We start from the raw sequence: 22,022 nt of genomic DNA, 5'->3' as shown, positions 1-22,022 counted from the left end.
CTTACCTCCAAATGTAAAAAATCCTCAGTTAAGAGGCCTTGCGTGCGAATTAGTTTTAGTGCTTATTTGTAAATGAAGGCTGGCGCATCCTTTTTACTGCCCCAATAAATCGAACGTTCTGCCATCTGAGCAACATATCGAAATATACGATCACCGTTGTGACGTTTAGACCACGATTCATCTGTGAAACGGTCAGGCAGCCCCATTGACCAACGTTCAAAACGATTTGATACCGTGAGCCCTATTTTATTCTCTTCGCCTGTGGTGACGCTTAGATTCGCTATTTGCCCGGCAAAAATAACATCCGCTAACATCGGTTGCCCATTATCATCATCTATTGCCACCAGCATAAGACGAACGTCTCGCCCACAACTGCGTTCATTGAGCACTTCACCTACTAGCTTTGAATCAAAACCACTTAGTGATAGCAATAGTTGAGTTGGGCTCGTTGATAGTCCCTCTTTTACTGATTCAACCGCGCCAAGTTGGCCCACACCTTGATAAACTTCACCCGCGATAATGAGATTGCCTGTTCCTGTATGAACACACGTTACGCCTGACTTTAAATCAAGCTTTGCAGCGACAACCAAATAGCAATCATTATTAATGGCTTTAACCATTTCGTCAGATAAGGGATGGTAAATCATTAGTAAAGAGCCTCCTCAAATTCGAGTGCAACATCCGACCTTAAATAAGGGTGAAATTGAAAATCTCCTTGCTCATTGTCTACCGGCTTAAATATCCCATAAGGTTTGGCAACCTCCACTTCCTCATTGAGAACCGGTGAATATCGAAGCATGGGGGAAATGGCAATAACTGCATTCCCAATTGCATCACTTTTGATATTCTCGGTCACCATTTTGAGTTCATTATTAACAGTAAGGTAATCGCCTTTTCTCAGCACATTCGTATTTGGTTTCCAACCTTTTGTTTGCAGGTATCGCCCCGTTTGATTGGATGCACTCACTAAAGGTGTCCCCATATTAGCAACGCCTTTTCGTGCCCAATGCGATAGCTTAACCCGCCCACTCTCACCGTCGAGTGATGCCATAAGAACCTCAAGCTCTCTTGACTCATCGTCTGTTAGGTTTGTGAAACTGAGTGAACAATGCCATTTACTGCCGGGAAAACGTACTGTTTGGGAACTGCCTGTGAATACTGAAGTGAATGTTTTACTGTTACTAATTAATCGCCATGACATTTCGTTGGGGTTAATACCCGAAGGCCATTCGATAACTGACATAATTTATTTCTCTAATAGTTTTCTCGTATTTCCATTAGTGGCAAAATCACGCTGAATTCTTGCCACCGCTTCATCAGCTCCTCTTTTTGCACCAACAGATGCCGCTTGTTGTAATGCTTTTATGAGCGCTTTATCTCCATTTCCATTCACAGAGATAGTTTGATGAATGGTGATAGTCGACTGAGAATTTTCATTGGTTTCAGACGCATTATTAACGCTCGAATTATTGGTGGTGTTATTAGTCTGGCTTGCAGGGTGAAGGTATTTCATTGCATAAGCATCAGGACTTAATTGATAATTTGGCATCTCCCCTGTATTCATTAAATCGTACAGGTTTTCCTTTCCTATGCTATTGGTTGCTTCTTTATTAAAAACGAACTCATCTTTATGCACTATACCAGCCGGATCATATTTACCGCCCCTGCCTGTATAACCACCTGAACTATAAGCCCTCCAACTCGTTGACATTCCCATAGCGCCAGTTCCCGATGTAGAGGCCCCCGCACCGGCAGCCGCCCCTGAACCGCCAGCTATGCCGCCAAATAATCCAGTGATAGCATTTGTGATCTGCGCCTGAATAGCGATCCGGATTAAGTCTTTAATGATAGACTTAGATAAATCGGCAAAAAAGTCACCAATCGCATCAAAGGCATTTTTAGAATTGGTCACGATGTCAGTTAACGCATCAGCAGAGCCGCTTGTGATATTTTGCAGCGAATTAGTAATGAATCCTTCTGCTTGCTGGCTATAATCCCTCGCGTTATCGGCATAGTTCTGTAATGCCATATGCACACCGAGCGTCCAGTTACCTCGCATCGCATCTTGTTTCACATGAAAATCCTCAAGCATTGCTAAGCGCTCTTGTAGTTGACTAGAAATAAACTGTGTTTCTTCGTCATACATCGCCTTTGTCATACCTGTGGACTTATCTTGAAACTGCTTTTGTAAGTCCGCTTGCTTACGCTCAAATTCCGCTTCGATTTGGAAACGTTCTTGCATCCTGCCTTGTGCTAGTGTCCCCATACCAGCCATTTCTATTGTCTGGTTATAGCGTTTCTGCGCTTGTTCGGCTTCCTCCATCATTTGCTTATGGAATGATGCAATTTTTACTTCGGCTTCACGATGCTGAATAGTTTTCTCAATTTCTGCATTGCGCTTCATTTCAAGGGTGATCAGTTCAGCATTAGCAAGTAGTGATTTTTGATCTGCAGTGAGGGTTTTCTTAGCCTTTATGTCAGCGAGCTGCTGCTCCCATTTAACTAATGCTTGTTGCTGGCTGCCTAAGCTGCTGCTGGTATCTCGCTGTTGAATTAACACCATCTGCTGTTCTTTGAGGCTTGATAGCATCTTCTGTGCGGCAGATTCTGAGTAAGTGGCATTTTGGGATTTAGTTAACTTCTTTTGAGCTTCATTCTGGCTATAAACTAATGCAGCTAAATCCTGCAAATTACCTATAGCTCTTTCATCTGTTTCGCCTGCATCTTCTGCCGCATACTTCGCTTGCAACCTAGCACGTTCTTCGCCTGTCTTCTTCGCTAGTGCTAAATCACGCTCCAGCTGCTTCTTAAGTCTCGCGCCACCATCACTAAAGTTAATCTGTAATGATGCCGCATTAAACTTACCTAAAGCATTAGCTGCCGCGCCAACATCGAAACCAAAGCTTCTGAATGCCGCAGCTCCATTCGGAAGTGTTGTTTGTGTGTGGGCTCTTAATAGGTCAGCACTTTGTAGTAATGTGCCATTTAAGTCTGCTTGAATAAGTTTTGCTGTGTTTTGCGCTCTGGTTTTATCATCTTGAGCAATCCTTTCGTTCGCTAACGCAAGTTGTAGTCTATCTTCAGCTTTTGCTAGTTTTAGCGTTGCCTTTTCATACTTATCAGTACCAGACTCTATTTCGATCAATGATTGCTTTAGCTTTTCTACCTCAGCTATTGCTTTTGATGTTTCACCTGACGCTTTTAACTCTACCGAGCTTAGTTTTGGAATTGACTTGTTAAGCTCATCAACTTTTAAAATTTTCTGCTCTCTGGTCATTTCTCTTAGCTTTGCAATTAGACCGTCAAGCCCTCTAGACAACTCTACCGCATCATCTTTTGCTTGTTGCATACTAGCGGAGAATGCATACATACCACCCGCCGCTAACATGGCTAACCCAACAGGGCCACCTACTAATGCAAGCCCGCCTTTGACAAGGTTGTTTGCAACACTGAGCCTACCATGTGCTGCCGCAAGCTCAGTCGTCGCAACGGTTTCCGCTTTAGTTGCTGCTGTAAGAACTGCCGTTTGATTGGCTAATTGAGTCTTTAATGAAATACGCTGAACTTCTGTAGTTGCTGCTGCTTGCTGCGCTTTCGTAGCGGCGATAGCGGATAGTGCTGCTGCTTTATCGGCTTGTGCTTGTGTCAATGTAGCCTTTGCGACACTAACCTTATCTACCGCTAATTTACGACTTACTAGCGCATTTTCAGCCGTTTTCTTTGTCGTATCATAGATACTTGTAGATAGTCCGCCAAAATAACGAGCAGCTCCAATACCAACAATGCCAGTTAATACCGTAGAAACCGAACCAAAGTTATCACTGACCGTTGCCAGACTAGCTGATATGGCACGAGTTATTCCTAAGCTCTGATTAAGCTCACCATAATAAGCTTTTGCCGAGTTCGTAACACGAGTAAGGCCATCAGCAACAGTGTTATCCATGCTATCAGCAAGTGCATTGTTGGCGTCTTTAGCCGCCATAACAGCATCAGCAAATAACTTAAATGAGATTTTACCGTCTACTGCAAGCTTCTTGACTTCCATTTCTGTAACTTTAATACCACCATTTTGCTTTTCTAGCTGTTTAGCAATATCACCTAGCAATGTAGGTGTAGCATTCATTATTGAGTTCCAGTTTTCACCAGCAACCTTGCCTGCAACCATCGATTTATTAAGCGCATTCTGCATAGATAGAACTTCATTAGCACTTGATGCGTTAGCGGTCATTGAGGAAGAAAGTGATTCAATGTAATCAATGGTCTGCGTTGTGTTGTAACCGAGTTCTTGCATTGATGTTGCGGCACCAATGTATAACAACTGGCTATCTTCGATATTCTTACCGTTACGGTTACTGATAACTAAAAGTCGCTCTTGGATATCCGCATAATTTTTGATATCACCCTCAACCGATTTAAGTGTATTTTTCATTCGAGCGGCAACTTGTCCCCACCCGTCCGCCATTTTTATCACAGCACCAATAGACATTGCACCTGCAGCTGATGCTGCAAGTCGTTTAAATGAAAATCCTAACTCATCTGTTGAACCTGTCGCCTTTTCACCTTGAGTAGTCAGTCGCTCTAATGATGTTGCAAGAGTATCTGCACTCCGCTTTGCTCCTGTGCTATCTAAAATTATTGCTAGCCTTGAGGTTTGCTCTGCCATTTCCTATCTCCTAGAACGAAAAAACCCCGCCGATTGGCAGGGTTGCATTGGGTTGGTTAATCTTTTACTTAGTGTAGGTTGTTACTTCAATTGGGTTTTTAGTTGAAATTGTCGTAATCCAAATACTAACATTTCCTACCGAAGTCTTAGCTCTTTCACTTGTTTTGTCGCATTTGGCGCTTTCTTCACACCTCTGTTTTATTTGGCCTAATTTCTCTTTATCAAAACCGTTACTTAGCAAAAACTCAGTTTCATTACTTAATTTTTCTTTAAAATCATTAAAACTAGGGCTGTAATCTTCAATTCCTGCAAATACAGTACCTATTTCAATAAGTTCATCCCCATCAAACTTTAATTCGTTTGAAAACGTCCACTCATTAAATGGCTTTTGGTTATCAAATTTACATGTGGTAATTCCATCTTCTTTTTCACAATCACCATCTTTAATGAAGCTGACACTATCCATGCTCTGCCCCCACTTCAGGCCGAACGGGGCGTCTTGTTTGCTGTCGCAGCCAGCCAGCAAAGCAACCACCGCAGCAACTAGTAATATTCTTTTCATCATCAATACCTTTTAATTATTAATGATTGAATATTAGCAAATAGTTTCAGCAATTGAACGCAAAAGACCTCAGTTAAGAGGCGTAATGTGTGATCTGGATTACAAGCCCGTCCTTGGGTTATGTGTAGGTTAGGCTGAGATTAGTGCCAACTATTTACCTTACTGCTTAAAGCACTGAGATTTTGCCTTATCGTACACCTCTACCCACTCCTTTCTATCTAAAGTCGGTGTGTTTAGTACAATCGCGGTTACCTGCCAACCTGAATAGCCATCCTCGTATGCAAGTAAACCAGTTACGTAAGGACTATCATAAGTGAATGACATTTCATCTGTTGTATTGTTTTCGTTATCTTTTTCTTTATAGCGGCTTGTGAGCTCAGCCCGTACATTTTTAAAATCCTCATCAATAGCTTTTTTATCTTTTGATGATTTGCTATAGCTAACCTCGTTCAATCCAATGAACTTATCGCCTGACCTTGGAGTAAAGAACCCTAATTCATACACCCAACTACCTGCATATTCTTCATTAGTCTTAATTAGCTTTAACTTGCTTATTGGGCAACTAATTTCCTCGCTAACAATAGTGTAATTGCCAGAAATACTTTCTTTGACTTCATCTACCGATGCTTGCCATTTAAACCCGAATGGAGCGGTATCTTTATTGCTTTCAGCAACAGAACCAAAGCACATCACCATTAGCAAGCTAGCAGCTATGTATCCTTTCATCTCACCATCCCATCAATTAGTTTCAGTAATGTTAGCTTAGCGAGGATGCAAATTGAAGCAAACAGATCTGGACTTATCCCACTAAATTACCCCTATAGCTATGCTAGTCTTATATGACAATTCCATAGGATTTTTTATAAGGTAATAAAATGGCAAAGAAAACACCTGAGCAAAAAGAGGCTGAAAGGCTACGCTATATAACCGCAATTGGTGCATCCAATTATTATGAATTAGAACAATTCTTATCTGACCCAAACCAAGCAATTAGAGCAGTTGCCGCTTCCAATCCAGATGCTGATGAACAAATTTTAGATTTATTCGCCAATGATAAGTTTTGGGGGGTTCGCATTGAAGTAATTAATAACGCTAATGTTAGCAATGCGACGCTATTCAAGCTACTCGAACCCAAAGCTAATAAACGAGGTGTCGTCCATCACGCGGCACGAAAAAAACTCGAAAGTCTTGGTGTCAAATTTAATGATGATGGCATGCCTTCCGACTAGTTTAGTTATCAATTTAGTGAGTCCACAAAATCGAAAAAATAAGTAGGCTACAAAGTTCAGGCAATAAAAAACCTGCCGTAGCAGGTCTAGTTACACCTATCATCCCATATCTTCTGGAAATCGGGCTCTGGCATCATTTCACCTTCAAAGTCGAATAAAGGGATAGAGAATACGCACTCGCCTTCTTGATTCGCTGCAACCTCAACAATAAATCTCTTGTACTTATAAGGCAGTTCATCTTTAAATGTGAAAACTTCACCACAAACATTACCAACTACCTTATTTCCCATACTTGAACCAATTGAATAGAACTTAACGTTTTTGATATCGGCTGCATTAGGCTGATGCATAAAGTCCATTACCATCTGTTTGGCACCATCAATAAGAGTAGGTTTTTTACTAACACTAACTGAAATCCCTAAGACAAAGGATAGTAATATCAATAACAAAACGCATAAAACTCGTAAAATTTTAGTGTACACATCAAATCACCATCAAAATTAAATCAATTGATTAAAATGTACTCTCAATTTAAATTTCAAACAAATAAAAAACCCACGTTAGTGGGTTTCTATAAAAGGTAGTCAAATACGACTTTTATTTAGTAAGGGCTATCAAACATAACTACGTCAACATTACACTTAAACAGCTCTCATTAATTTATATTATTTGATTAGCCTTTTCTTATCTGCATACGCCACTGCGCATCTGATACTTGTTCAAATTCAACAACCTCATGACCTTCTTCAGCAGCCCAACGAGGAATATTTTCTGTTGCCTGAGCACAATCATATTCAATGACTAATAAATCACCAACATTCATTGACCCAATTGCTTTCTTAGCTTCAATTAAAGGAAATGGACATAAATGGCCACATGTATCTAACTTAATTGTATTCATTACCTATCTCACTTTTTAATATATTGAGGACGAATAATTGTAAAATAACTCACAATCCAGCTACCAATAATAATACATGGGATAAATGCCCAGCCCTGCCAAGAAAACCAAGCTGTATTGACTAATGTGTTGCCTAGCATGCAACCACCAGCCAATCCACTACCAATTCCCATAAGCAGGCCACCAGTAAAACTTTTAGCGATAATAGGGAACCCTGGATTTCGCAGTCTAAATTCGTTACTTCCCTTAGCCGCAATAAAAGCCCCAGCAAAAATACCCATTAGTAAAAATCCAGCCCAATTAAAAAACTTCAAGTTACCTTCCGTAACTAAAGTAAAAAACTGCGCACTAGGCCCACTAATCCCTAAACCACCCACCCTTCCATCAGACAGGCTAGATGGCCATGCCAATAATGCAATAACACCAATAACTATTGCCGAAATAAAAGGATGCCATCTAGCCTCAAAAAGGATATGTGCAACACCTTTTTTTTTCGCTTTCATTTTAGGTATTTTTATTAGCTTGTTCTTTTGTATATGTCGGGAAGCAAAAAAAATCGTAATAGCAACTAATATCAAAATAGCGATATAGGGTGGTACATTGAATGTTTGCGTAATAGTGCCACTTTCTAATCTAGGTGAAGTGATTGGTTGAAATATATTTTTTAATATTGGCTGCCTAATTAACCAGCTTGCTATAATAAAACCAACTACCGCTAAAATACTGCCAATCAACCCTTCTGCAGCTCGATAATAAGCACCGGTCGAACATGAACCAGCACACCCCATACCAATACCAAACAGAAGACCACCAACGATCGTTGCTAACCAAGGAAAAGTATCGCCAGGAATTTTCGCTATCCCTAAATAAGAAAATATAAATAAACCTATGCTCTGAATAGATATAACAATTAATATTGCTATAAGCATTCGACTATCACGAAAAAGATAAAGATCACGTAGGCCACCAGCCATACAAAAACGCCCACGCTGCATAACAAAACCGAGGAGAATTCCTAAGAAAAGCCCGGATAGATGAGATAAACTTATCATAAACATCATTCCTATTGAAAAGGGCGACTTTACTATAATAAGTTATGTCTTTTTTAGATGTATATCATATATCATCAAACTAAATGAGGTATTTATAAGTAATAAGTCTTATATAAAAAACGGCCTAATCATCAATTGTGAATCTTTCCCCCTCAGCCCTAAACTCCTTATTCAGACATATATTCTACCCACGACATTAATAATGGAATGGCGAATGCATATTCCAGACAGTTGGCTGCACAGAAAAAACACTGGGGCATCTAATTCTGATGCCCCACAAAAGTATTAAACTCAATTGACTATAAAGAAACTTTTACGCTAATGACCTGATGTTTTAGCTTCACGACACGCCTCAAATAAGAACCAAACACGACGTTCTGTTTCATCAATCCAGTTTTCTATTAGGCTAGTGGTGGAATAGTCACCATGTTCTGCACACACTTCATGTGCTTTTCGAAATTCAGAAGCCAACATCTTATTATCTTCGCAAAGCTCAGCAAGCATATCTAAAGGTTCTACGTATTCTGCATTGTTATCACTAATCCTTTGCATCTTAGATATTTGTCCTATAGAACGTATAGTCATACCACCTATTTTACGGACTCTTTCAGCTATTGGATCAGTCATGGAGTATAGTTGTTCACTTTGTTCATCGAGTAATAAGTGGTAATCACGAAAGTGTGGACCACTCATATGCCAATGAAAATTTTTAGTTTTTAAATAAATAGCAAAAATATCAGCTAAAATTGCGTTCATTGCTCCACTGATATCTTTTGTTGCATTTTGAGTCAAATCTGTTGGCGTTTTAAGTGGGCGGATTTGTAGTTCTTTAGCTTTACTCATGATTAACTCCTAGAGATAGTTGCATTCATTTTGATAATAAAAGTCGTTGCACTAATATCTTTCCATATGCTCCTTAACTAGTTATGAAACTCTTTAAACAACGTTGCTTTTCATTATGTGCTGATTATTTTAATTATGTGGTTTGATAATATCATTTATTGATCTACATCTAATTTAAATACATCAATTCCATATCGTATAGGATATTATTATCATTAGATTTCGTTACCTTAAAATTAGAGACTTCAGCACTATAATCTGAAAAATAATATTATTTGAATTTTTATTTCAAATGATTAAATTTTACAGTGATAAAAGCAATATTACTAAAGAGTGCTTATCAGATGCTTTTTCAATAAAACAAATCAAAATAATTTCTTCGTTAGCACCATTATGCTTAGGCATTTTTTTACTGCTTTCTGATTTCCTGCTCTCTCACCCACTCCTCACGAAATAAATCATCAAGCGCAAAAATAGCTGCATCAAACTCTTTGCGGCTTATGGCTGTTGGCCTTGCAGATAGGTATCTATCGATATCTGTGAGTGATAGTGGAAGTGGGCATCCTGTCATTTCTGTGTAACGACGACCTCGCGAAATTAAGCCATAAGCAATCAATAATTCATTCGTCACACCGTCAAACTCAGGAGCAGGAATATCAGGAAGCCCTAGCTTCTTTCGTTTCCACTTGGCCTTATCACCTAGTTCGCCGCCAAACTCAGATAGCCACTTCTGAGCCTCTAGTGCTTTTTTACTGCATCAGCAACTTGCTCAACTTCTTCTTTCCCTAACTCAACCGCTGCGTTTAATACTTTCCAGTACAGCTCTGGCTTTTGCTTTAACAGCATCGCACCGCGCTCAGGGGTAAACTCAATCGCAACTTGCTTACCACTTTCATTTACCTCACCAACGCCTTCCCATCCTTTAATTAGGTAACGGGCTGTTGTGGCCATCAGTAAATCATCAGGTGTTTGTGCGATATCAACTTTCGATAAATCGAATTCAGGCGTACCCACATTCATCTTGTTATCTAAACGGTCAATATGTCTGTAAATCGTTGCGCTAGTCGTGCGATAAAACTCATTTTCAATAGAGCACACGAGGAGCTTTAGCCCAGCAATTGGCTCAATCCATTTTACGGCTTCTAGTTTTGAATCACTGTTTAGAATAATCATTTTCTTCCCTCTAGTTATAAAAGCCCGAATTAACGAGCTATCAATGTTTATTTCCCATCCGCTTTGACGGGTGGAATGCGTGTAATTGTTGGCGGTGTGTCTGCGGCGGTGATGTTGAGTTGAACCTGAATAATGTCAGTGTTTCCACCATCAGGCCAATCACCATCAACCTGCACGGCTGGGAATAAAAACGTATAACCCCCTTCCGCATTTTGCAGCGTGAACTCAAACGGGATAGTTTCACCGGTTAATGTTTTCTTCCAAATTTCCCATGCCGCTTTAGACCAAGAGAGCGTAATGCTGCCTGATGGGGTAAAAGTGGTCGGGATATTCGCCCCCGCAAATGGCGTTCCGGTACCAATACAGCGCTGAACTTGCATGTTGTTGTCAAAGTTCAAGCTAAATGAATCAACACAGAAGCCATTACCACCTTGAATACCATTAAGCTTAAGATTAGTGACCGTTTTAAAGCTATAACGCAGTTTGCCTGCATTATCGACCGGTTCGGTATGGTATTTAGTACCATCACCTTTCGAGTCGAACCCAAGCCCGGCAAAGGTGATCGAAAATGTTACATCACCATCCGCTGGCGTTTCGAGTTGCATTGCGCCTACCTGACAACCGCGAGCAATTGACGCGACACCAATGTCAGCGGCAAATGTTGCTAATGAGAAAGTGATACGCTCATTGCCCATTGTTAAGGTATTGCTTACCCACTCAGCGCCAAAGCAAGATGCTAAAAATGCATCATGTTGCCCATAGCGAAACTTAGCCCCGATATCGCCGCCTACGTCGACGGTGGTGAGTGACTTACCTTGCGCCATGCGAGAGCCGCCAATTTCGTCATTATCAGACGTATTTTGTGTGGGTTTTACGCCATAACTTGTTCGCGTTAATAAATCCCACTTGCCACTTGTCGGAGTGACACCCGTTGTTGTCTCACGGATAAACGCCGTGATGACCTTAGCACCTGATGACATTTAGCCTCCTATAGTGCGCGATATGGAATAGATAAATTTAGTTGGTACCAGCCATGCCCTTCATCACCAACATCATCAGCAGACACCGAAAAGTAATCCAATTGACCGTCGGTTTGATTCTCAAATAAATCTTTCAGTTGGTCTGCCGTTTGAGTGATAAAAAGCGTGCCTGTTTCCAAGGGAACAAATAATTGAATAAATGCGATGCCGGTACGATGAACCACGGGGCCACGTCCAATTTCTTGTGTACCAGATAAGCCATGCTTGATAGTCAAACGTGCCCAAATAGATTTTCCCGTTGGGTCATATGGCTTATCGTTGGGGTATCTCACATCACTTTTGGCAATAGTGGTCTGTGCCGTCATACGTTGAATGATGGCGTTTCTAATTTCCGTTAATGTCATTTGTATGCCTGTGCTATGCTTTCGAACGACAACCGATAAACGCCCTCAGGCGCTTGGCCAGAATGACCATTTTCAAGACTTGAAGCATAGGGGAGATTGTTTTGAATATAGATGACAGGAAAACGCTCTCGACTGGCTTCGCCTATTTTACCGACCCCCATCGAATACGCCTGCACACCACTGCTTGAACCACGCTCTAATGTAGCCCCTCCCGTAAAGCCCGTTTCGCTGTAATCAGGATGTTGAATGCTCACCGTATTATTATTGCGGAACCGCCCCGTATCAACCGGTGAACGTTGCACAATCTCAGTCAATAACTGTATGGCGATAACCCGCATTTTTCGGTTTACATCGGCTTCAATGAGCCCCGCAAATGCGGAGGGAGGAATAGACCAGCTTTGCTTCGCCATATTATCCCCCTCTTAATTGAATAGAGTATGTCGCGCCTGCTGGGTCAGTCCCCACCGATTTAACGCTGTACGCCCTCAACTCGTGAGTAACGAGGTCTTTTGTCGTGATGGTATGGTTAACTTGAGGTATGCCAGTGACTTCATTGGTTAACGCGGTGAGTTTTAAATCCCCCATGAGGATATTCACGTTATCAATTTTTGAGGTTGCATAGCGCGATAAAACACCCCGCCCTGAATACTCAATAACCATATCAGTGCTGGTTTCCGTTACGGGGTCCCAATCATCGCCCTTGATAATATATTTCCCATCAAAAGCATTGATAGCGTCCGCGAGGTCTTCATCAAACGCGGCAGCTAATTCAGCTTGTAGTTCGTCATGAAGCCCCATCATTACCCCCTACGCAGTCGGACTTGGTGAGTGTTAGCCCCGTATTGACTAAGCAATGCTAACGCCAGTTGCAAGTCGGGGTCTAAACGTGCTGTACTGCCTGAATTCAACTCCGCATAGGATTTAGATACTGAGGCTCCATCTGCATCAACCTTTTTACTGGTCAGTGAACCGGTATCCGATAGCTGATAAAGCTTGCCTTTAGAAGCAACCTCAGCCGCATAAGCACCCGCTTGTTTTACATCATCAGGAATATCACCATGACCAAAATCACGAAGATTCAGTGAGGTTAGCCACGCGTTGGCTGATAGCACGGATTTAGGCTTTTTAGCCTCATCAGCCCAATCAGCCCCCAGTTTTAAATCGACATCCTCAATCGTGATATATTCGACCATGAAATGCCCTTACTTAGCCTGCCAGCCCTCATTCGTCCAGCGTTCAACTTCATTGGGGTGAACATCGGCATCGATACCACCCCGAGTCATCACGACCAGTTCAATGATTTTTTCTTGCTGTTCATCGGGCGTTTCATTGGACTGTTCTACACCCGCTTTTTTATTCGGTGCCTTGGCCATATTTATTTCTCCAAAGAAAAAAGGAGCCGAAGCCCCTTATGATTTAACCCAAGATAATACAACTGTGTTCAGGTTTTACAGGCGCTACCCCCCACGATAGCCCGACTTCGAAGCGAACCTGACGATACTGCCGATAAAGTGCCACTTGGAAAGTGATGCCTGATACAGGGTCTGTCACATTCATGACATCATCTGCGGTATCGCCACCTTCAGGCATTGCAGGAGTACGCGCTGCCAGCAAGAATGCGTTACGGTCAAAGGCCATATTCGCGGTGTATGCTCCAAGCACGCTAATAGCAGAGTCATCAACCAAATCTTGACGTAAACCCGGAGCTGCTAAACTAATGGTTGATGCTGAAGCGGCCGCAACAACATACTGATGGTCATCGTCTGCAAATGTAACAACATCACCAGCTTTAAATTCCCCAGTACCCGTATCAACTGCAATGAGGATATCACCCTCTTTCTTCGCGCCATTGACTAGATACCCCGTAGCAGACGAGGTGTGTTTTTTGACACCTGCCGATTCGTGGATATTAAAACCTTCTAAACGACCGATAATACCTTCACGCAATAACGCGTCAGTACCAGACTCGTTTACTTTGAATAGAACAGATTGCTTTCCTCGTAAGTTAGCAATTGCAGAGGAACCCAATACCATCTGTAAATCTGTGGTTGGAGACCCGTTATCACTCATAACCTGCCGAGCATTCGCTGCATCAGATAAGTCACCCGCCACACCAAATGGTGTCGTTCCTGCTTTACCGACAGCGCGAGACGTTGCGTAATAAAGCGCTCCAAGGTCAGCATCTACCTCATTAGATAGCGCTCGGAATGCTTGCTTAAACTGGTCAGCAAGAATGGTGTTATAGGTTCCCGCTGGGCCTAATGCTAATTGTTCCTCGCCATTCCATTTGACCGGTGCCATTTTTGATTTGGTAATTTTTACTTCCACATTACCAATTGTTTGGTCACCATCATTTGGGGCGGTTGCACCCGGTTCAATATCTACTGTGGTTGCTGCTGGTGCGACTGGCGCTGTGACTGAGGTTCCTTTTGCTGCCGCATCCGCTTTTGCGTTACGTGATACCGCGGGGATAAAACCAACTTGTTCGCGAGAGACGGTGTCTAACGCGGTGTAAATAGTCGGGATAAGCCCTGTTAATGTATTGGACATGTATTGTTCCTTATGGGAGTTAAATATGATTTGTTTTTGAATGGCCTATCCAGACCTAGCGATGCCCATCATCCGAAAGGCATCAGGAGGGTTAATCTACGATTGTGACTTTATCTGCTAATGCTGCACTTTTAGCGACTGGGTCAAGTGAATCAAATGCTGAACGTTTCATTGTCTTTTGCCCCGCTTGGTGCTGACTGGCTTTTGAACCCATGCCACTGTTATCCGAAGCTTTTAAAATGTGGTCTTTCTGCGGGTACTGCTCCACTAAGAATTCGAGCGCTTCATCAAATCCTGCTAACTCACCCGGCTTAGCACGAGAATAGATTTTGTTACCTGACGGGTCATAGGCCACGACATTGCCGTCTTCAATTTTGAATGACTGACCGAACCGGGCTTGAACAAAGTCAGCCGGAATGGCCATTTTGTCAGTGATGAATTTAGAGCCTGTAAAGCTGCCGCCAATCATGGAATTATAAAGCTGCTCTTGAAGTGTGCTGGCCTTGCTGTTTGCTTCATCCAATTGCCCTTGGAATGATTTAGTAATTTCTGCTTTAACCTGGTCAACCGCGCCTGCATCAATCAGTTTCTTCTGGTCGATTTTAGTTAACGTCTCAATGGCTTCTAATGCTTTTTTCGGGTCTTCAATACCCGCGAATTTAGCCAGATTCGTTTCCGCCGCTTCTTTGGCTTCACGATGTGATTTAGCTTCACCATTCAATGAGGCAATTTTGCTAACTGCTTGCGCCGCATCGAAACCGATTTCTTTACCATCATCGTGCTGATAAATAGGAAAACCTTTATCATCAATTTCAGCATAACTTTTACCATTCACTTCAACTGTTTTTAACTTCATTTTATCTTCCTCGCCTTCCGGCTTTAAAAGGTCATCCGACCGTTCGTTATGTGGCATCCGCCCAATAACAGGTATAAAAAAAGACCCCGTTAGGAGTCTTGATAATCAGTTGGCTTTACAGCCTAGTGCGACGAAATGCCTCACTGTCTATTCGTTTAAGTTGCTCTAGTGATAAGTACTCACCTTTATCGGTATAAAACTCATCAAACGATAAGCCTCCGTCACGCATGAGTGAGGCACGCGTTTTACCCAGTATTTCATCTTGCCTATCTGGCTTTTGGTTTTTCAGCCAATCCGAGTAATTAATCTCAGAGGGGATTTGTCCATCCATACTGGCTCTGGAGCTGTTAGAAATATCGCGAATATCAAGCCCTAACTCCTTTGCAGATTTCAAAACAAGTACCTCAGTAGAACGACAGCAAAAATGCAGTTTTCCGGGTCCTTGCAGATACGGAATTTTATGGCCAATCGGTTTGTTGTCCATCGTGTATATAAGCTGATCACGAATTCGGCATTCTGGTGTTGTTCGATTATCAAGTGTTGATATCCAGCGTTTACCTTTGACGATATCGCTGTTTGCGTTAGCAAAATGATCGCGGCTCACGGATCCCATATGCCCTAATGCCGTTTTGGTAATGCTAATGGCATTTGAACGACTTAATTGCAACGCACTATCCTGATAGCCTTTATTCGCGTGACCTCGTACCTTTCGAGCTATCTGCTCGGTGGTATCGCCCAACAAAAAGCCCTGTCTCACCACATTTGATATTCTGGCCATGCGGTCTGCTTCAAGGTTCTTCATCCAACCTTTCAATAATCGCCCTTGAAAGGGTTGAGACATTGCAGCGGAATAGGCTTGTTGTGCAGAGATACTCTGCAGGGAAACCTGCTTAATCACTTGCTCAGGGATAGCGGTAGTAAATAACGACAACTGATAACCAGCTTCGTGTTGTGCAAAAGCCAGCATTTCACTAGATAAGCTAGCCTGAATAGAATCAATAGCCTGTTTATTGACTTCTCTAACACTACCCAGCAGGCTTTCTAATTGCTCAACAGTGAAACTCTTAGCATCTAGCCCGTCCATCGCCACCAACAGCCGAGCCACTAGCTCAGCATCACTCTGGTTAAATAAGTTAACTATTCGCCTAGCCACACCAGTGCTGTACCGACTGACCCAAATGGCGTGGGCAATGCTTTCATTTTGGATAAAGTCATTTGCTGTCGCCATACGCTACTCCATGAATGAGGGAGCTTGATTTTTTAACTCATCAATAACCTCTTCTGGCTTAGTATCCTGGTCAATTAAACCTAACGCTTGTAATGCACGAATCGCGTCAATACGACGAATATCCCCACCTTGACGCAAGGATTGAACCGCCAGCGCGGCTGTTGAGTTAATCTCTTTGTCGCTGATTTCTAGCTCGGTTCTGACATCCACATTACCGCCGCTTGGCAAACCTTTATATTCAGCAAAGATTTGCAAAATGTTATCAAGCGCATCTTCGAGCGAAATCGCCATCGTGTAGAGTGGCGAGTTTTCCTGCATTTTCTCTTCGTTGGTTTGCTCGACAGATTTTGTTGATGTGTTGTCACCCTTAATTAGCTTTGCACCAGCTTGGCGCATTTGCTGCTCTAAATCGGCAATCGATTCTTTGCCGGCACCAATAGCTGATCCCGTATGCTCGACATATTCAAGCCCAGCTTTAGTTTTGTCATCAAACTTAGTCGCTGATGATGAGCCGATAGTGAGTTCTGCACCGTCATTCAATCCATAGGCAACCAGCAAAGGAACCCGAGCAACGTGCAAGATGTTGTCTTGTTCACTTTGGCTCTGCCAGTGTTTGATGTTGAGTATTGCAAGATTTAAAAGTGGCGGTGAGCCACGCATAAATCCAATACGCTTTGTATATAGTGTAATTAGCGGTATGTCGTCACGTGACGTTTTCCATTCTTCATGTGGTACCCACACATCGCTACCGTTATTGCCCTTACTTCGACGATAAATGACAACCTGACGGGGCATAATGTGGCGTATTTGCTCCACCTTTGTTTGCCCGAAGTCATCACCATCTACCGTGATAATTTCTTTCACTCGCAATTCAGTCAGGTATGTTTTCCCACCTTTGGTTTCGGATTTCCAACCAATCACCTGACGAGGGTTAAGCATCGTCACATAAGGTCTAGCGCCGAGTTTCTTTTCATCATTTTTGGTTTTTACCGCGTTTAAATCCACTCTCGGATAATCAACCAAAGCATGCGCCAAGCCGTACTGTAATGAAATACTGAAGAATTGTTGCGCCCATACATCAAGGCGGCTCCCTTCCATATCAACATCGGAAGCAATTTCAACAACTTCCGACGGAGTTTCTTCACTTAATACAATAGGTGCCGCAAGAACACGCCCTACGTTCTGATTAATGGTTTCCTCATACGCGGGGAGTAATGTTGCTGTCGCTAACCTTTCCTTGTACGAGTCATTCTCTTCATTAGGCCACTTAGGCATGTATTGCTCGCCTAATGTGCGCATGTACAACGTCCCACCCATTAAGGCATCATTGATATCCCAAGCCTCAACCATATCGTTATAGTCAAGGTTGGGAGTTGAAATATCAGGCATGATTTATATCCTAAGTTTAGTTACTGTTCCGGTAGGTTTATATGGTTTATGAAGCACGCGATAACGTGTACTATCCCAATCGTGATCTTCTTGCTCGGTATCTACATCGTCAGGGTTTTTAGAGTCTCGAACTAAAATAGGAACTCGACTAATCCAGCCTCGGCAATAGTCAAAGACATAAAATGCCGCTTTTTCTGGTGTGCCTGACTCTTTTTTCTTACCTTCAATCACGGCCTCGAGCATATCGGCAAAAAGTGATGTACCGTTAATACGGGAACCAGGGTTTTTATTCGCCTTCATCCATTCGACACCTTGAGCCTCCATTTTTTGTGCAATGGAGTCCTCATCATCGTTAGGGGTATAGATAGAATTATCTGCAGGACCTTTAATCACCTTTTTACAGATATTGGGCATAATATTCATTTGCCCTTGTGTAATACCATCTTGAACTATTTCGCTAGGGATAGCGCTATCTAAGCCAGCTAAGCGCTCATCAATCCACTTAATGCCTTTAGCAACGTTAGTTGACGACATGTTCAATCCTTTGTTGAGTTCATCAGGCGGGCACCCATACCACTCGCCAATCAAAATTAATGAACCCGCAGGAGGGCAAAATATACGACCATCAGGTAACGAGGCTTCGGTTCCATCCGATTGCGCCCACCATAAGTTAGAAAATGGTTTTGACTCCCCCCAGTCATGGGAGCGGTCAATCGTCCAGCTATCTGGAATTCGAAACGGCTTAATAACGTGGTGTGTTGCGTTCCAAAGATGGTCAAACCGTCCACCGCTCGTCACATCCCAAGAGCCTTCTACCCATGCTTTTTTACGGTTAGGGTCTTTAATACTCATGAGCGTGGCGATGTATTGGGGATCTAAATATGGGTTTTCTTTAAATGAACCATGAATGGCAACGCGAGTTAATGTAATTTCTTCGTCGCGCTCAGTTTGGGGATTAAATACTTTTTGTGTTTCCCGAATCACCGTTCCACGAGGCTTAGGCTCGATAAATCGTTTTTTCACCCATGTATGACCAATCCCAAAAGGATTGGTGGTGCTGAATGTTTCTAGCGGTATCGGTTTTAGCAATGCACCATTTTCAAGTGGGTAATCTTCCGGTCTAAATGATGACCGACGACAAGAGAACATCGCTTCATAGAAATCGGCTGATTTTTGCTTGGTTAATTCGTTAAAGCCAATGAACGGGAACTCTTGCCCATGATAGTCCCAATAATCGTCCGCTTCTTTACCAAATCGGAATAGCAGCTCTTCTCCTGTAGGCCATACCCAACGTAATTCAGAGGCTGAAGCAAGAAAGCGAGCGCCATCTTTAAACAACCGATACATACGCTTAGATTGAGTAATGATATCTGCAAGATTTTTGTATTCCGTATCAAATATGATACCGCGCCAAAATGAACCGTAACCCACTCCGACATTGCGCCTAAATCTCGCTAATTGGGCCGCGGTTTTACCAGGACCTCGCGTGCCTTCATACAGGATTTCATTGCATGGGCAACTTAATGATAATGACTGCGAACCAGGTAAGGGTTTCCATACTACGTTGTAATTCATCCACCTAATACCTCACCCTGTTGCTGCTGTGCAGCCTTTTCCCAATCATCCACATTGGTACATGATGGAACTGGCATAATGTTGTGTGTCGCTTCAACTTTCTGCTCAATCTGTTCTTTGAATGCTTGTACTTTGACGTGCTTACCAAGTAGCTCAAGATTTTTCACTTTGTCAGGCCATTTGATCTTCTTCATGATACCAACCAAGTCACGCTCACCATCTTTGGACTCAAACATTTCAGCTAAGTCCATGCCACTTAATGACGTACGCCAAACTTTAGGCCACTCATGAATAGGCTTAATACCCCCGTCATCGTGAAGAATATCCAACACATCCATTTGGTCTATATCGACTAAACGCTTAAGCACGTAGTCAGCATCGATATCTAGCCTTTCGCTACGCCTATTCATCAGCTCTTGGATTCGTTTTTCAATGTCAAGTTTTGACAATAATTGAGCTGCTATTCTGTTAGCAGTTTTTTCGCTGTACCCCGCACGTATAGCCGCCTGAGTAGCGTTTAAGTCTACGAGGTACTCACGACAAAACATTTCTTGTTTATCGTTTAGTGCCATAGTTTATACCCAATAAAAAACCCGCACGAGGCGGGTCATATATTTCACTTCTTGAATTTTCAATAAAAAATATCAAAGCAGATAATTAAGAGGTAGTTCTATTGAAATATCAATATTTGCTTCCTATCAAAACCATGGTTACTTGCAAAGCTAAGGTATTCATTTAATAACTCTGGTGGCATAGTTGGCGTGCGAGATAAAACCCATAGATAATCTTTATTAGGCCCAACAACTAATGAATATTGATAGTTTTCATCAAGCTTAATAATATTATACCCACCGTAAAAAGGACCAAAGAAAGAAACTTTCAAAGCTCCTACATCGGAAGATTCAACATAATAGGCTTTCCCCACGCTTTCTTTCCATTTTTTATTCTCTGAATCCCACCCTCTATTCACTACTTTTACACCTCCGTCACCACGAAGAGAATAGTTAGCTGAGACCTTGATTAATCCTTTTTCAAATCGATTATCGATTCGGGCTATCTCATGCCATTCACCAAGGTAGCGGGATAAATCAAAATTCTTAACTGGTGATATATCCTTTGGTACTTTAACACTGCATCCGTTAAGTAAAAGCATGCTTAAAAACATAAAAACTGACTTTATCTGCATTGTAACCTCACTAAATATCACCGATAAGATACTTTCGCATAAAAAAGGTCTCTGAACGACCTAATCATCTATAAATTCTAACTAAATATTTGATATTACTAAGAGCCATACTACACTTTCAAATACTCTTATTATGTGTTTTACATAAAGGCTCAATATGTATAGATTATTAATGAATTTAGTAGAAATTGAATCTATTGAATACAATCATGACAATAAAACCTTGGAAATTGGTTTCCATAACAAGCTAACTCATCAGTACAAAAATGTCCCCTACATAGAATATCAGAGATTAATCATATCTAAAGATATACCGCTATATATTAACAGGTGTATAAAAGATAAATATATCGAAGTTTCAAAATGTTAAGAATACTTTACCCACTCTTATTATTGGTGATATTTTGGTCATGTTTATTGTGGGAATTGGTATATTTTATCGCTGCTTATACTACCAAGGTGTTTAACCCCACCAATACTAAAAAATAGTTTGCATATACTGAAAAATTAACTACATTTAATACGATATTCAACTACATAAAGCAGCATTTTTAGCCCACTTCATCTTTGTGGGCTTTTTTTATTTCATAATCTTTGTGATTATCCATTTCTTCCATTCACTACTTTGGATACTACCCTACAAAAAAGACCGTGGCATTACCTAGCCAATTAGGTAATGCTATTGATGATAATAACAAAAGAAAACCAACTAATAAGTATTGGAAAATATGAAGCATACGGATAAATAGCTCTTTTAATATCATAGAGTGTACCCTTTTTTGCTAATGTTGATTAATCACAAAATAAGTATTAACACTTAGAATATAGCAGCTAATTTTCATTTGTCAGGTATCACTAATCATATTAACTCCACAAAGATATGATGGGTTTAATACTGAAACTCTTATTCCCTACAGATAAAAATAGTAAGTTAATTATTCTGCTATAATTATAAATGATCTTCTGTAGCTTATAACTTCACATTAAAAAGGAAGAAAATATGTTGAAAAAAATCAGTTTCCTCATCTGCTCATTAGCTGTTGCTTTCACACTAACTGCCTGTAACACAACTAAAGGTGTTGGTGAAGACATAGAGGCTGGAGGAGAGGCAATACAAAGAGCAGCTAAGTAACCTCCCCCCTTACCTAAAACACTAGGGGATAAGCTTACTTTGTCCTTCTAGTGTTTTCTTATACTTTTAACGACACTCATATTCGTATTTTCTTTTCCGTATTTGCTTACACTTAATCCATGTGAAAAATTTACTAATCATCTATGCTGATAGTGTATTCAAACTATTGCTTCGTTTTATTTTGCCCCAGTAATGGGGCATTTCTTTGTTGCTCAACTTTCCTTTAAGCAAAGGCCATCAGCTATTAACTGATGGCTTGAGATACTGAGGAAATAGTATTGCTGGGACCAACTTTAACA

At 41.5% G+C, this 22,022-nt stretch carries 27 protein-coding genes; 3 read left to right on the top strand and 24 right to left on the bottom strand.

All coding sequences use genetic code 11. From position 1 onward, the window contains the following. Positions 1-62: 62 nt before the first annotated feature. The 5 genes from AC4IFO_RS12375 to AC4IFO_RS12355 form a co-directional block, all read right to left on the bottom strand. Positions 63-647: a hypothetical protein gene (locus AC4IFO_RS12375; protein ID WP_490734736.1), complete on the bottom strand. Its 585-nt coding sequence runs from the start codon at positions 645-647 to the stop codon at positions 63-65. Then, complete coding sequence (locus AC4IFO_RS12370) at positions 647-1,243, bottom strand: hypothetical protein (protein ID WP_490734734.1); 597 nt, start codon at positions 1,241-1,243, stop codon at positions 647-649. The genes AC4IFO_RS12375 and AC4IFO_RS12370 overlap by 1 nt, the downstream gene beginning before the upstream one ends. A gap of 3 nt (positions 1,244-1,246) precedes the next feature. Beyond that, positions 1,247-4,663 carry a phage tail tape measure protein gene (locus tag AC4IFO_RS12365; protein WP_490734732.1) on the bottom strand — a complete coding sequence of 1,139 codons (3,417 nt, stop codon included), beginning with the start codon at positions 4,661-4,663 and terminating at the stop codon, positions 1,247-1,249. Between the two features lie 64 nt (positions 4,664-4,727). Beyond that, positions 4,728-5,225: a hypothetical protein gene (locus AC4IFO_RS12360; RefSeq protein WP_490734730.1), complete on the bottom strand. Its 498-nt coding sequence runs from the start codon at positions 5,223-5,225 to the stop codon at positions 4,728-4,730. Between the two features lie 159 nt (positions 5,226-5,384). After that, positions 5,385-5,951, bottom strand: coding sequence for a hypothetical protein (locus tag AC4IFO_RS12355; RefSeq protein WP_490734728.1), 567 nt, complete (start codon positions 5,949-5,951; stop codon positions 5,385-5,387). A gap of 149 nt (positions 5,952-6,100) precedes the next feature. Here AC4IFO_RS12355 and AC4IFO_RS12350 point away from each other — a divergent pair, with 149 nt between their 5' ends. Then, on the top strand, positions 6,101-6,454 hold the full coding sequence (locus tag AC4IFO_RS12350) for a hypothetical protein (RefSeq protein WP_273838975.1): 354 nt from the start codon (positions 6,101-6,103) through the stop codon (positions 6,452-6,454). An 86-nt stretch (positions 6,455-6,540) separates the two neighbouring features. Here the strand turns inward: AC4IFO_RS12350 and AC4IFO_RS12345 are convergent, their stop codons facing one another. From AC4IFO_RS12345 to AC4IFO_RS12255, 19 genes are all read right to left on the bottom strand, one after another. Next, positions 6,541-6,936, bottom strand: a complete 396-nt coding sequence (locus AC4IFO_RS12345) for a hypothetical protein (RefSeq protein WP_273804196.1) — start codon at positions 6,934-6,936, stop codon at positions 6,541-6,543. Between the two features lie 191 nt (positions 6,937-7,127). Further along, a complete protein-coding gene (locus AC4IFO_RS12340; RefSeq protein ID WP_273804195.1) occupies positions 7,128-7,355 on the bottom strand; it encodes a sulfurtransferase TusA family protein in 228 nt (75 codons plus the stop codon). A gap of 8 nt (positions 7,356-7,363) precedes the next feature. Next, positions 7,364-8,407 (bottom strand): YeeE/YedE family protein, encoded by a 1,044-nt coding sequence (locus AC4IFO_RS12335; protein WP_273838974.1) that lies wholly within the window; start codon positions 8,405-8,407, stop codon positions 7,364-7,366. 318 nt (positions 8,408-8,725) lie between these two features. After that, positions 8,726-9,250, bottom strand: a complete 525-nt coding sequence (locus AC4IFO_RS12330; RefSeq protein WP_273804193.1) for a Dps family protein — start codon at positions 9,248-9,250, stop codon at positions 8,726-8,728. Between the two features lie 409 nt (positions 9,251-9,659). Continuing rightward, on the bottom strand, positions 9,660-9,881 hold the full coding sequence (locus AC4IFO_RS12325) for a hypothetical protein (protein ID WP_490734724.1): 222 nt from the start codon (positions 9,879-9,881) through the stop codon (positions 9,660-9,662). A gap of 107 nt (positions 9,882-9,988) precedes the next feature. Next, positions 9,989-10,423 carry a phage-derived protein YdaY family protein gene (locus AC4IFO_RS12320; protein ID WP_273838971.1) on the bottom strand — a complete coding sequence of 145 codons (435 nt, stop codon included), beginning with the start codon at positions 10,421-10,423 and terminating at the stop codon, positions 9,989-9,991. 47 nt (positions 10,424-10,470) lie between these two features. Further along, positions 10,471-11,403, bottom strand: a complete 933-nt coding sequence (locus AC4IFO_RS12315; protein WP_490734722.1) for a phage tail tube protein — start codon at positions 11,401-11,403, stop codon at positions 10,471-10,473. A gap of 8 nt (positions 11,404-11,411) precedes the next feature. Next, entirely contained in the window at positions 11,412-11,807 is a 396-nt protein-coding gene (locus AC4IFO_RS12310) for a phage tail terminator-like protein (RefSeq protein ID WP_273804189.1), read from the bottom strand. Then, positions 11,804-12,217: an HK97 gp10 family phage protein gene (locus AC4IFO_RS12305; RefSeq protein ID WP_273804188.1), complete on the bottom strand. Its 414-nt coding sequence runs from the start codon at positions 12,215-12,217 to the stop codon at positions 11,804-11,806. Before AC4IFO_RS12305 ends, AC4IFO_RS12310 begins: the two co-directional genes overlap by 4 nt. A 1-nt stretch (position 12,218) precedes the next feature. After that, a complete protein-coding gene (locus tag AC4IFO_RS12300) occupies positions 12,219-12,605 on the bottom strand; it encodes a glutamate 5-kinase (RefSeq protein WP_490734719.1) in 387 nt (128 codons plus the stop codon). 2 nt (positions 12,606-12,607) lie between these two features. Beyond that, complete coding sequence (locus tag AC4IFO_RS12295) at positions 12,608-13,000, bottom strand: protein singed (RefSeq protein WP_273804187.1); 393 nt, start codon at positions 12,998-13,000, stop codon at positions 12,608-12,610. A 9-nt stretch (positions 13,001-13,009) separates the two neighbouring features. Continuing rightward, entirely contained in the window at positions 13,010-13,180 is a 171-nt protein-coding gene (locus AC4IFO_RS12290) for a hypothetical protein (RefSeq protein WP_273804185.1), read from the bottom strand. A 43-nt stretch (positions 13,181-13,223) separates the two neighbouring features. Further along, entirely contained in the window at positions 13,224-14,357 is a 1,134-nt protein-coding gene (locus AC4IFO_RS12285; RefSeq protein WP_490734717.1) for a major capsid protein, read from the bottom strand. 91 nt (positions 14,358-14,448) lie between these two features. Beyond that, positions 14,449-15,213, bottom strand: a complete 765-nt coding sequence (locus tag AC4IFO_RS12280) for a DUF6651 domain-containing protein (RefSeq protein ID WP_273804183.1) — start codon at positions 15,211-15,213, stop codon at positions 14,449-14,451. 115 nt (positions 15,214-15,328) lie between these two features. Then, complete coding sequence (locus AC4IFO_RS12275; RefSeq protein ID WP_490734714.1) at positions 15,329-16,441, bottom strand: phage minor head protein; 1,113 nt, start codon at positions 16,439-16,441, stop codon at positions 15,329-15,331. A 3-nt stretch (positions 16,442-16,444) separates the two neighbouring features. Beyond that, positions 16,445-17,830 carry a DUF4055 domain-containing protein gene (locus AC4IFO_RS12270; RefSeq protein WP_490734712.1) on the bottom strand — a complete coding sequence of 462 codons (1,386 nt, stop codon included), beginning with the start codon at positions 17,828-17,830 and terminating at the stop codon, positions 16,445-16,447. A 3-nt stretch (positions 17,831-17,833) separates the two neighbouring features. Then, positions 17,834-19,405 carry a terminase gene (locus AC4IFO_RS12265; RefSeq protein WP_490734710.1) on the bottom strand — a complete coding sequence of 524 codons (1,572 nt, stop codon included), beginning with the start codon at positions 19,403-19,405 and terminating at the stop codon, positions 17,834-17,836. Next, positions 19,402-19,977 carry a terminase small subunit gene (locus tag AC4IFO_RS12260; RefSeq protein ID WP_273804178.1) on the bottom strand — a complete coding sequence of 192 codons (576 nt, stop codon included), beginning with the start codon at positions 19,975-19,977 and terminating at the stop codon, positions 19,402-19,404. The genes AC4IFO_RS12265 and AC4IFO_RS12260 overlap by 4 nt, the downstream gene beginning before the upstream one ends. Positions 19,978-20,075: 98 nt before the next feature. Next, positions 20,076-20,591: a lipocalin family protein gene (locus tag AC4IFO_RS12255; protein ID WP_273804177.1), complete on the bottom strand. Its 516-nt coding sequence runs from the start codon at positions 20,589-20,591 to the stop codon at positions 20,076-20,078. Positions 20,592-20,748: 157 nt separating this feature from the next. Between AC4IFO_RS12255 and AC4IFO_RS12250 the strand changes: the two genes are divergently transcribed. Both AC4IFO_RS12250 and AC4IFO_RS12245 read left to right on the top strand, forming a co-directional pair. Beyond that, positions 20,749-20,961, top strand: coding sequence for a KTSC domain-containing protein (locus AC4IFO_RS12250; RefSeq protein ID WP_425299584.1), 213 nt, complete (start codon positions 20,749-20,751; stop codon positions 20,959-20,961). Positions 20,962-21,591: 630 nt separating this feature from the next. Continuing rightward, entirely contained in the window at positions 21,592-21,723 is a 132-nt protein-coding gene (locus tag AC4IFO_RS12245) for an entericidin A/B family lipoprotein (protein ID WP_273804176.1), read from the top strand. The last annotated feature ends 299 nt before the right edge of the window (positions 21,724-22,022 follow it).

It is taken from the genome of Providencia sp. UF-224, from assembly GCF_058245955.1.
Note: the sequence above shows the minus strand (reverse complement) of the source record. Positions and strands in the feature narration are given on the sequence as shown.

Excerpts from the sequence above, each read along its gene's own strand:
- AC4IFO_RS12375 (WP_490734736.1), bottom strand. The coding sequence starts at position 647 with ATGATTTACCATCCCTTATCTGACGAAATGGTTAAAGCCATTAATAAT.
- AC4IFO_RS12370 (WP_490734734.1), bottom strand. The coding sequence starts at position 1,243 with ATGTCAGTTATCGAATGGCCTTCGGGTATTAACCCCAACGAAATGTCA.
- AC4IFO_RS12365 (WP_490734732.1), bottom strand. The coding sequence starts at position 4,663 with ATGGCAGAGCAAACCTCAAGGCTAGCAATAATTTTAGATAGCACAGGA.
- AC4IFO_RS12360 (WP_490734730.1), bottom strand. The coding sequence starts at position 5,225 with ATGAAAAGAATATTACTAGTTGCTGCGGTGGTTGCTTTGCTGGCTGGC.
- AC4IFO_RS12355 (WP_490734728.1), bottom strand. The coding sequence starts at position 5,951 with ATGAAAGGATACATAGCTGCTAGCTTGCTAATGGTGATGTGCTTTGGT.
- AC4IFO_RS12350 (WP_273838975.1), top strand. The coding sequence starts at position 6,101 with ATGGCAAAGAAAACACCTGAGCAAAAAGAGGCTGAAAGGCTACGCTAT.
- AC4IFO_RS12340 (WP_273804195.1), bottom strand. The coding sequence starts at position 7,355 with ATGAATACAATTAAGTTAGATACATGTGGCCATTTATGTCCATTTCCT.
- AC4IFO_RS12335 (WP_273838974.1), bottom strand. The coding sequence starts at position 8,407 with ATGATAAGTTTATCTCATCTATCCGGGCTTTTCTTAGGAATTCTCCTC.
- AC4IFO_RS12330 (WP_273804193.1), bottom strand. The coding sequence starts at position 9,250 with ATGAGTAAAGCTAAAGAACTACAAATCCGCCCACTTAAAACGCCAACA.
- AC4IFO_RS12320 (WP_273838971.1), bottom strand. The coding sequence starts at position 10,423 with ATGATTATTCTAAACAGTGATTCAAAACTAGAAGCCGTAAAATGGATT.
- AC4IFO_RS12315 (WP_490734722.1), bottom strand. The coding sequence starts at position 11,403 with ATGTCATCAGGTGCTAAGGTCATCACGGCGTTTATCCGTGAGACAACA.
- AC4IFO_RS12310 (WP_273804189.1), bottom strand. The coding sequence starts at position 11,807 with ATGACATTAACGGAAATTAGAAACGCCATCATTCAACGTATGACGGCA.
- AC4IFO_RS12305 (WP_273804188.1), bottom strand. The coding sequence starts at position 12,217 with ATGGCGAAGCAAAGCTGGTCTATTCCTCCCTCCGCATTTGCGGGGCTC.
- AC4IFO_RS12300 (WP_490734719.1), bottom strand. The coding sequence starts at position 12,605 with ATGGGGCTTCATGACGAACTACAAGCTGAATTAGCTGCCGCGTTTGAT.
- AC4IFO_RS12295 (WP_273804187.1), bottom strand. The coding sequence starts at position 13,000 with ATGGTCGAATATATCACGATTGAGGATGTCGATTTAAAACTGGGGGCT.
- AC4IFO_RS12290 (WP_273804185.1), bottom strand. The coding sequence starts at position 13,180 with ATGGCCAAGGCACCGAATAAAAAAGCGGGTGTAGAACAGTCCAATGAA.
- AC4IFO_RS12285 (WP_490734717.1), bottom strand. The coding sequence starts at position 14,357 with ATGTCCAATACATTAACAGGGCTTATCCCGACTATTTACACCGCGTTA.
- AC4IFO_RS12280 (WP_273804183.1), bottom strand. The coding sequence starts at position 15,213 with ATGAAGTTAAAAACAGTTGAAGTGAATGGTAAAAGTTATGCTGAAATT.
- AC4IFO_RS12275 (WP_490734714.1), bottom strand. The coding sequence starts at position 16,441 with ATGGCGACAGCAAATGACTTTATCCAAAATGAAAGCATTGCCCACGCC.
- AC4IFO_RS12270 (WP_490734712.1), bottom strand. The coding sequence starts at position 17,830 with ATGCCTGATATTTCAACTCCCAACCTTGACTATAACGATATGGTTGAG.
- AC4IFO_RS12265 (WP_490734710.1), bottom strand. The coding sequence starts at position 19,405 with ATGAATTACAACGTAGTATGGAAACCCTTACCTGGTTCGCAGTCATTA.
- AC4IFO_RS12260 (WP_273804178.1), bottom strand. The coding sequence starts at position 19,977 with ATGGCACTAAACGATAAACAAGAAATGTTTTGTCGTGAGTACCTCGTA.
- AC4IFO_RS12255 (WP_273804177.1), bottom strand. The coding sequence starts at position 20,591 with ATGCAGATAAAGTCAGTTTTTATGTTTTTAAGCATGCTTTTACTTAAC.
- AC4IFO_RS12250 (WP_425299584.1), top strand. The coding sequence starts at position 20,749 with ATGTATAGATTATTAATGAATTTAGTAGAAATTGAATCTATTGAATAC.
- AC4IFO_RS12245 (WP_273804176.1), top strand. The coding sequence starts at position 21,592 with ATGTTGAAAAAAATCAGTTTCCTCATCTGCTCATTAGCTGTTGCTTTC.